Origin of the sequence: Neobacillus fumarioli NBRC 102428, assembly GCF_001591485.1 — a bacterium.
GTDB classification, from domain to species: Bacteria; Bacillota; Bacilli; order Bacillales; family Cytobacillaceae; genus Neobacillus; species Neobacillus fumarioli.
On the sequence record NZ_BCUZ01000153.1, the window covers coordinates 1 to 5,890 of the forward strand.

A 5,890-nucleotide genomic window follows, 5' to 3' on the forward strand; every position below is an offset into this window, starting at 1 on the left:
GTCCTTCATCTCCCAAATAAAGGACTGTTTTCTGTTCGCTCTACCGAGTTTTGTCTTTCATCACCCGAATGAAGAGCATTTTTTGTTGGCCCCCGGGGTTTTGTTTTTCATCTCTGATAAAAGACATGAACAAACGCACTAGAATTCCTATTTGAATTCTAATGCGCCTTTAAAGTAAATTCATTATTGTACCGGCTTATATCCATATTTCTCAAGCTCGGCAAATATGGTTTTAAGGCGCGGGTTTCCTTCCCCTACCACCTTATCTTTAATGACAACCACTGGATAAAACATATCTTCCTCGATAACTTTTTTGGCAAAATGGAGTTTTTCCGGCTCCTCCGGCGGTTGATAAATATCTACATACGTCATTTTCACGGATTGTGCCGGGAATTTTCTACCAATGGCAGCCTCAATCCATTCAAATGTTTCTTTTGAAGACGGTAAATTTACACAGCTTGGGCATAAGTTTTGTGCACCATAAAGAACAATTTCTACTTCTGAAAATTCCATACGATCATCCCTACTGTTTTTCTTTTATTTTACATTATTAACAAGATAAATACGAAGAAAATGATTTTCTATCTAATGGATTTTTATATTCGATGACAGTATAATATAATTAGGAAAGGAGTCGATAAGATGGAAGACCGCGAAATGTTTGAACAAGTACAAGAAGTATTAGATAAATTGCGTCCGTTTCTTCTTCGCGATGGTGGGGATTGCGAATTAGTAGATGTAGAGGATGGCATTGTAAAACTTCGCTTGCTCGGTGCATGCGGGTCGTGCCCAAGCTCAACCATCACTCTGAAAGCGGGAATTGAAAGAGCACTTTTAGAAGAAGTTCCCGGTGTTGTAGAGGTAGAGCAAGTTTTCTAAAGCCTTTAAAGCGATTGCCAAAATAGCAATCGCTTTTTTAAGTTTAATGATAAAGCCATTCTAACTGCGGCAGATTTAAGCGATGAATCGGTGCGCCAGTTATATGAAAAAATCCTGCTAAAAATTTCTCATATTCGGTTGATTGACGTAAAATTTTCCCCAGCTGTTCCTCTAACAGTTTTTTATCCTGTTCAGAACGGGTGATGTAGTAACTTTCTATACAATCAAAATAATGGAGCGGAAAGATTAATCGCGAATATAACAGGCGCCAAGAGAAATCAGACAATGGCGAAATACTTTGATATTCGTCAAAAAACCCCTTCACCTCCATATGGTATGTCTGGGAGTTACGAAAATATCGCTCTCTCGTCCATTCAGCCAAATCACGACTTCGATGGTCAAATACCCAATCAAATGGATTCTTAATCAAATATTGTCCCGATTCCCATGTTTTTCTGGTGAACCGTTCATGGCAAACCGTGCCTCCGTCCGTTTCGGATGGCTCTGCATCAATCTCAGTATCCACCAAATACTGGATGGCATTCTCTGTTAATCCCATGTAATAGGGAAATGATTCAATAAACATTTGTTCAAATTCATCTTCTGGTGATTGAAACAAGAGGCCGTTCCATACCCTTTCCATTTGCTCCAGCCGCTTTTCCCACAGCTCTTTCCATTGCCCGATCCGGCTTGTGCGTTCAACCTGAAACGGCACCATTCTGCCTCGTTCATGAAACCTGGCTAGTTTCCTTCCCAGTTTTACTCTTCGCTGCTGATGTTCAACTTGACGATTGGCCAACACACAATAATTCGTCTGTTCCCATGTGGTAATATAATTTCCGTCTTTTGTTTGCAGGAACATCGGCACATTTTGATCGCCATAGTTTCTTAAGTGACGAGTAAGCTGCTCCAGTTCCATAATATCAGCCTCTTCTTTTCCAGCAGGCTTTGAAATTAAATATAGCCAGCCGTTTCCCGCCAAGGCATCATAACGATCGATTTTTAATTGCTCCTGTGCGGTAATTCCATAATGATTTTCAAGCATTTTCTGAAGCATCCTGCCACCCCCGCTTCCTATACTTCAAATATATGATTGAGTTTTGAAAAATTGTTGGGAAATCAATTTGAATGTCTGTTTTTGAAACATTTGCATATGTTAAGAAAAAGGAATTACTCGAGGGTATAAATTCAAAGAGAAGGTGAAAAAATTGGCTGACAATAAAGCTGTAAATCTAACCGAGGAAACAGCCCGCAGATGGCTGAAGGAAAGAGGCGTAGAGATTCGCGATATCGCTGATCTAGTATTTTATTTACAGGAAAAGTATCACAAAAATCTTTCCATTGAGGAGTGTATTGAAAACGTTGAAAGGGTTCTATCTAAGCGTGAGGTGCAAAATGCCATTATTACCGGTATTCAGCTAGATGTTCTGGCAGAGAAAAAAATGCTGGAAGAACCGCTCCAATCGATTATTGCTGTAGATGAAAGTTTGTATGGCATTGATGAGATTCTTGCCTTTTCCATTGTCAATGTTTATGGTTCTATCGGCTTTACGAATTATGGTTATGTTGACAAACAAAAACCCGGCATCTTGGCTCGGCTAAATGATAAATCAACTGGCCAATGCCATACCTTTTTAGACGATATTGTCGGCGCCATTGCGGCTGCTGCCTCAAGTCGGCTGGCACATAGGGCAGCGGGGGGGGACAGGGGATAATGGATCCCCCCATCCTTTTTTACGGCTCCCACTGATCTAGTGTGTCCACAACATAAGTCGGTTGACGGTCATAGCCTGCAAGCAATTCTTTTGTCGTTACGCCAGTATGTACAAGAAGTGTATCCATTCCGGCATTCAGACCTGCTAATATATCGGTATAATAATTATCGCCGACCATCAGTGTTTCTTCTTTTGCCGTTCCTAATACATTTAATGCCTGCTCGACAATGATCGCCTCGGGCTTGCCGATAAAAATCGGCTTTGTTTGTGTCGAAACCGCAATTACCGCTGTCAGTGAGCCATTTCCCGGCAGCAGACCGCGTTCTGTCGGCAGTGCAATATCGCCATTGGTAGAGATGAATGTCGCGCCATTGCGGACGGCCAGGCAGGCAATCGCCAATTTTTCATAATTGATATCACGGTCAATCCCCATCACCACATAATCAGCATGTTCTTCGGCAAAAGTGAACCCCTTTTCTTTAAGGGCAGTCCGAATTCCTTCTTCGCCAATAACATAAACAGAAGCATCCTTTTTTAAGTCATAAATATAATTCGCGGTTGCCAGACTGGTGGTAAACACTAGTTCTTCACTCGCCGGAATGTCAAAATGGCGAAGTTTCTCTGCTACCTGCTCCGGGGTCCGTGAAGAATTATTGGTTACGAATAAATACGGAATCCCCTCTTTTTGCAGCCTTTTTACAAAATCGGAGGCAGCCTCAATTCGCTCCGCCCCTTTATACATCGTACCATCCAAATCAATTAAATATCCTTTATATTTTTTCATAAAAACACCGCTCCTTTACATCATTCCGCTCGCTTTCCCGTTTCCATTTCAAAATAGAAAAGGCCGTTTACACGGTCAAACATCAGTTTTTAAAAGCGGATACCGGTCCCAATTCATTTGCAAGGAAGTCGCGTACATTTACTGCAAAAAGTGACAGGTCAGGAAGATGTTTGGTAAATTGTTCTTTTAATGCATCATGATTGATTTCAGTATATAATTGGACAAGTTGTTTCCGAAATGGGATCAAAGTTTTCAAACTATTTCCGGTTTCTTGGGAAATCACTTTTTCATCCATTAAAATATCAATGATGTCCTCATAACTTCCCGGATCGCGCATAATAAAACCGTCAATTACATCGTTTCCGACATCAAGCACCGACTCCAGCATCATTTGGGCGGTTCGTTCCAACGCGGCAATTTCGATTGGGGTCTGCCACTGCTCTTGACTTTGGAATAGGCTAATTTGTTTTTCTAAATAGACGAGTGTTGCCTCCATTTTATTTCTATCAACAAAATACATGCTATGTCACTTCCTTATAGAAACATTCATATCCCATTGTAACATATTTAAACAACTCCCATCTTGAGTTTAAATTTGATACTATGAAGTTGCAGTAAAAATTGTTATATGAAGGAGAACTGTGCAATGGAAGAACGTTTTTTTCTGTATGATGACAAAGAAGATACAAAGACAAGATTTGTCAGCTTTGTGGTGGAAAATTACCGCTTTGATTTAGCCATCATCAGATCGGACCGTCATTATGGCAAGTCGCTTGTTTTGGATATGCAGCGGAACCGCTTTGCGATTATTGGCCAGGATGATTTGGAAGAAGAAGGTTACTTGGAATATGCCTTCAATTTAAATGAAGAAGAGGCTAAAGAACTGCGTTCGTTTTTAATGGAAATCGTCTAGCAACCCTTTACATGTTTTTCCCCGTGCTTGCCATACTAGAGAGTAAGGGGTGAAAACAATGGCAGAAAAATATACTGATTTTGGCAATGTGGAAAAACGGCGAAATTATTTGACTGCTGAGGAATTTCCGGATGGCCCGTTTGGTTCACCTTTTCGGAAAGAGGACCCTGTAGAACTGAAAAGTACGCCTTGGCGGGAAGGGCAGCGCCGCTACAGTGCTTTTACTTATGAGAATAAATCACTGCATGATGATATGCCACGGCAAATGGAGGGTGCTCATCCAACCCATGATGACCCTGAAAAAGATGAGCAGCCGCCATATCATAACATTCATCAATAACTTTAAACGGAAGCTTTGACACAAGCTTCCGTCCTTTTTTAATAGTAAACAAAGTAAAAATTTTGACTTCGAGAATTGTCCAGCTTCAGCGCCTAGCCCCTCGTTATGTGCTCCTGTGCCATAGCTTATTCGAAGAGGTTTATGTTCAGCTCGTCGCATGTCTAACAAGGAAGATTATTCGGAGAAACAGGCAGGCTGACCAAGGCGCTTGCGCTTTTCTCATTTCTTTATTTTTTTTAAAACAAAGTAGGCACATCCGAAATTACAGTATTCGTAAAGGTATTCGCTCAAAGTGCTGATTTTCGTATCATAGGTTGCTTTTTGATTATGGTCATCAAAGAACCCTTTCAGGCGGAGCTGATTATAGCCCCAATCCCCGACGATGTAATCATATCTAGATAAAATCTCACTATATCTTGCCTTAACAGCTTCCTCATTGAAACCGTTCCGATATTCCTGTACCAGTTCATAGCCCGTATTATTTAAAACAATCATGGTTCATCACCTCAATTTGCCAAGCGACTCTAATAACCATTATAACCGATTCACCATCAATTACTAAGAAAAAAAATTTTGGAGCGGGCAATCTAATAAAAGGAGGTGTTTCTTTTGCAAAAATCACTAATCATCCTCGGATTATGTACAATAACGGCCCTAACCGGCTGTTCAACAAAGGATACGGGCAAAAACGATATATATCAAGAAAGCGGCAATACCATAAATGTCAACAAAAAACGATATGAACTGTATAGAGAGGGCGGAAGCCAAGATGTCCGTGATGTCAGTTCAAGCTATGGCTTTGTCCGGCAGCAAAAGAGCCCGATCATGGGTGATAACACAGCAAACAATCTGTATACAGCACTCGATCGTGAACAAGTTGCCAACATTATCAGTAAACATTGTGTCACCATTCCAAATGTCCATGATGTTTCAACCCTTGTTACCGACCAGGAAGTGCTGGTTGCCTATGAGACCGATTCGAAAAACCGCAATCTGACGGCAGACCAAGTAAAGAAAACAGCCATGTCTGTTGTTCCAAGATATTATCATGTATATGTTACAGATAACAAGCATTTAAGACGTGACGTGGAAAACCTTGCCGGTCTTCATTCCACAAGCCGCAATGCCCGCAATGCTGTTGATCATGTGATAAAACTAATGAAAGAGTCCCCGCAAGGAGAAAGAATGAACGCCAGTGAAGATGAAAACGGGCTTACGCCTGATGATCATACATTAAACAGACCATATTTAAATAAAAA

General features: G+C 40.9%; 10 protein-coding genes. 5 read left to right on the forward strand and 5 right to left on the reverse strand.

Annotated features, from left to right (window positions below; translation table 11 throughout):
* Nucleotides 1-183: 183 nt before the first annotated feature.
* Nucleotides 184-513: a YuzD family protein gene (locus BFU02S_RS14385; protein ID WP_066372047.1), complete on the reverse strand. Its 330-nt coding sequence runs from the start codon at nucleotides 511-513 to the stop codon at nucleotides 184-186.
* Nucleotides 514-642: 129 nt separating this feature from the next.
* On the opposite strand from BFU02S_RS14385, the gene BFU02S_RS14390 reads away from it, so the two are divergent.
* A complete protein-coding gene (locus BFU02S_RS14390; RefSeq protein ID WP_066372050.1) occupies nucleotides 643-879 on the forward strand; it encodes a NifU family protein in 237 nt (78 codons plus the stop codon).
* Nucleotides 880-922: 43 nt separating this feature from the next.
* Here the strand turns inward: BFU02S_RS14390 and yutH are convergent, their stop codons facing one another.
* Nucleotides 923-1,936, reverse strand: coding sequence for a spore coat putative kinase YutH (gene yutH / locus BFU02S_RS14395; RefSeq protein WP_066372052.1), 1,014 nt, complete (start codon nucleotides 1,934-1,936; stop codon nucleotides 923-925).
* A 151-nt stretch (nucleotides 1,937-2,087) separates the two neighbouring features.
* On the opposite strand from yutH, the gene BFU02S_RS14400 reads away from it, so the two are divergent.
* Nucleotides 2,088-2,594 carry a phosphatidylglycerophosphatase A family protein gene (locus tag BFU02S_RS14400; protein ID WP_066372054.1) on the forward strand — a complete coding sequence of 169 codons (507 nt, stop codon included), beginning with the start codon at nucleotides 2,088-2,090 and terminating at the stop codon, nucleotides 2,592-2,594.
* A 19-nt stretch (nucleotides 2,595-2,613) separates the two neighbouring features.
* Here BFU02S_RS14400 and BFU02S_RS14405 read toward each other — a convergent pair whose 3' ends face one another.
* Together BFU02S_RS14405 and BFU02S_RS14410 are read right to left on the reverse strand one after the other, a co-directional pair.
* Nucleotides 2,614-3,378: a TIGR01457 family HAD-type hydrolase gene (locus BFU02S_RS14405; protein ID WP_066372056.1), complete on the reverse strand. Its 765-nt coding sequence runs from the start codon at nucleotides 3,376-3,378 to the stop codon at nucleotides 2,614-2,616.
* An 82-nt stretch (nucleotides 3,379-3,460) separates the two neighbouring features.
* Nucleotides 3,461-3,898, reverse strand: a complete 438-nt coding sequence (locus tag BFU02S_RS14410; RefSeq protein WP_066372058.1) for a DUF86 domain-containing protein — start codon at nucleotides 3,896-3,898, stop codon at nucleotides 3,461-3,463.
* Between the two features lie 126 nt (nucleotides 3,899-4,024).
* Here BFU02S_RS14410 and BFU02S_RS14415 point away from each other — a divergent pair, with 126 nt between their 5' ends.
* Complete coding sequence (locus BFU02S_RS14415) at nucleotides 4,025-4,291, forward strand: DUF3055 domain-containing protein (protein ID WP_066372066.1); 267 nt, start codon at nucleotides 4,025-4,027, stop codon at nucleotides 4,289-4,291.
* 58 nt (nucleotides 4,292-4,349) lie between these two features.
* Nucleotides 4,350-4,631 (forward strand): cytosolic protein, encoded by a 282-nt coding sequence (locus BFU02S_RS14420; RefSeq protein ID WP_066372068.1) that lies wholly within the window; start codon nucleotides 4,350-4,352, stop codon nucleotides 4,629-4,631.
* Between the two features lie 219 nt (nucleotides 4,632-4,850).
* Here the strand turns inward: BFU02S_RS14420 and BFU02S_RS14425 are convergent, their stop codons facing one another.
* Nucleotides 4,851-5,126, reverse strand: coding sequence for a YutD family protein (locus BFU02S_RS14425; protein WP_066372070.1), 276 nt, complete (start codon nucleotides 5,124-5,126; stop codon nucleotides 4,851-4,853).
* A gap of 114 nt (nucleotides 5,127-5,240) precedes the next feature.
* On the opposite strand from BFU02S_RS14425, the gene BFU02S_RS14430 reads away from it, so the two are divergent.
* Nucleotides 5,241-5,890, forward strand: a 650-nt coding sequence (locus BFU02S_RS14430) for a YhcN/YlaJ family sporulation lipoprotein (protein ID WP_066372072.1), incomplete at its 3' end; no start/stop codon positions are given.